The sequence below is a fragment of the Cellulomonas endophytica genome (genome assembly GCF_004123805.1).
In the GTDB taxonomy this organism is placed as follows: Bacteria; Actinomycetota; Actinomycetes; order Actinomycetales; family Cellulomonadaceae; genus Cellulomonas; species Cellulomonas endophytica.
The window spans coordinates 1-1,403 of sequence record NZ_RWJX01000164.1 but is presented as its reverse complement, the minus strand read 5'-3'; the positions used below and the strand labels follow the sequence as shown (position 1 = coordinate 1,403).

The following is a 1,403-nucleotide window of genomic DNA, read 5'->3' as shown; positions in this document are numbered from 1 at the left end:
CGCGGCGCGCGCGACGCCGGCGAGCCCGCCCGGGGCGTCCGGGTCCTCGCGCGCGCCGTCGGTGCGCGCCTGCTCCGTGTCCTCCTCGGGCGGCGGGACGGCCTCGGGGTCCGCCGGGGGCGGCTGGACGACCTGGGGGCTGGGGGCGTCCGGGCGGTCGTCGGCCTGCTCCTGCGGCGTCCTCTCGTGCGGCGGCGTCGCGTCGAAGGGCACCCAGCCCACGCCGGCGAAGGCGATCTCGACCCACGCCCGCACGTCGGCGCCGCGGACCTCGACGGTCCCGGTGCCGTCGTCGGCGCCCGCGTCGGCGGTGCCCGTACCGCCGGTGCCGGCGGCGTCGTCGTCGCCCGCCCCCGGCGCGAAGCCGACGACGACGCGGGACGGCAGCCCCTGCTCGCGGGCCAGCAGCGCCAGGGCGGCGGCGTACTGCTCCTCGTCGCCGACCATGAGCGGCCCGGCGAGCAGGGCGGTCAGGCGGGCCGCGCCGTGTCCGGCCAGGGAGGGGTGGTCCCCCGCCGCCGTGAGTCCGTGGCTGAAGAAGCCGTCCTCGACGAGGGCGTCCGCGAGCGCGCGGGCCGTCGCGACGGGCGTCGACGCGCCGCGGGCGGTGGCGGCCGCGCGGACGGGGATCGCCTCGGGCACGCCGGTCGCGGGCGGGAGCTCCACCGCCGCGGCCGCCGCCCGGTCGAGGCGCGCGTCGGAGGGCACGGGGGGCACGACGACGTCGAGCGCGTAGGTGGCGCCCGCGGCCAGGCCGGACGGCGCGACGAGCGCACCGGTGACGGCGTCGAGGCGGAGCCCGTCCTCGGGCAGGCCGGACGCGTCCTCGACGGCGAGCGTCCGCCCCACGGTCGGCAGCCAGACCCCGTCGAGCGCGCCGACCTCGACGCGCACGCGGGCGCGGACGCCGTCGCCGGTCCCGGCCACCCTGCCGTCGGAGGTGCCGTCGGAGGTGCCGTCGGAGGTGCCGTCGGAGGTGCCGTCCGAGGTGCCGTCGATGACGTCCGCGGACGCCGCGCCGCCGGCCCCGAGCGGGCGGAAGCGCCCGGCCGCCCCGGGGACCTCGCCGCCGTCGACCGACCAGACGAGGCCGTCGTAGCGGTCGAGGGTCGCCAGCCGCACCCGGGCGCCCGCGGGCAGGCCCGTGACGCGGAACAGCACCTCGTCGTCCCGCTTGACGAACGAGCGGAAGCCGGCGAGCGGGCTCGGCAGGGCCTCGGGGTCGAACGGGGGGACGACGTGGTCGCGCAGGACGAAGCGCTCACCGCGGCCCGGCGACGGGTCGCCCGCGAGGAGCGACGGGCCGGCCCAGCCGCCGGCTGCGACCAGCGCGCCGACGGCGGCGACCGCGCCCGCCCGCGCCGCACGGGACCGTCGGGCGGGGGCCGCGGCCGCGGGTGCCG

1 protein-coding gene is annotated in these 1,403 nt (G+C 81.4%); it reads right to left on the bottom strand.

Features of this window, described 5'->3' with window-relative positions; genetic code table 11:
* On the bottom strand, positions 1 to 1,403 hold a 1,403-nt coding region (locus EJA20_RS18465), incomplete at both ends, for a transglutaminase-like domain-containing protein (RefSeq protein ID WP_164984078.1).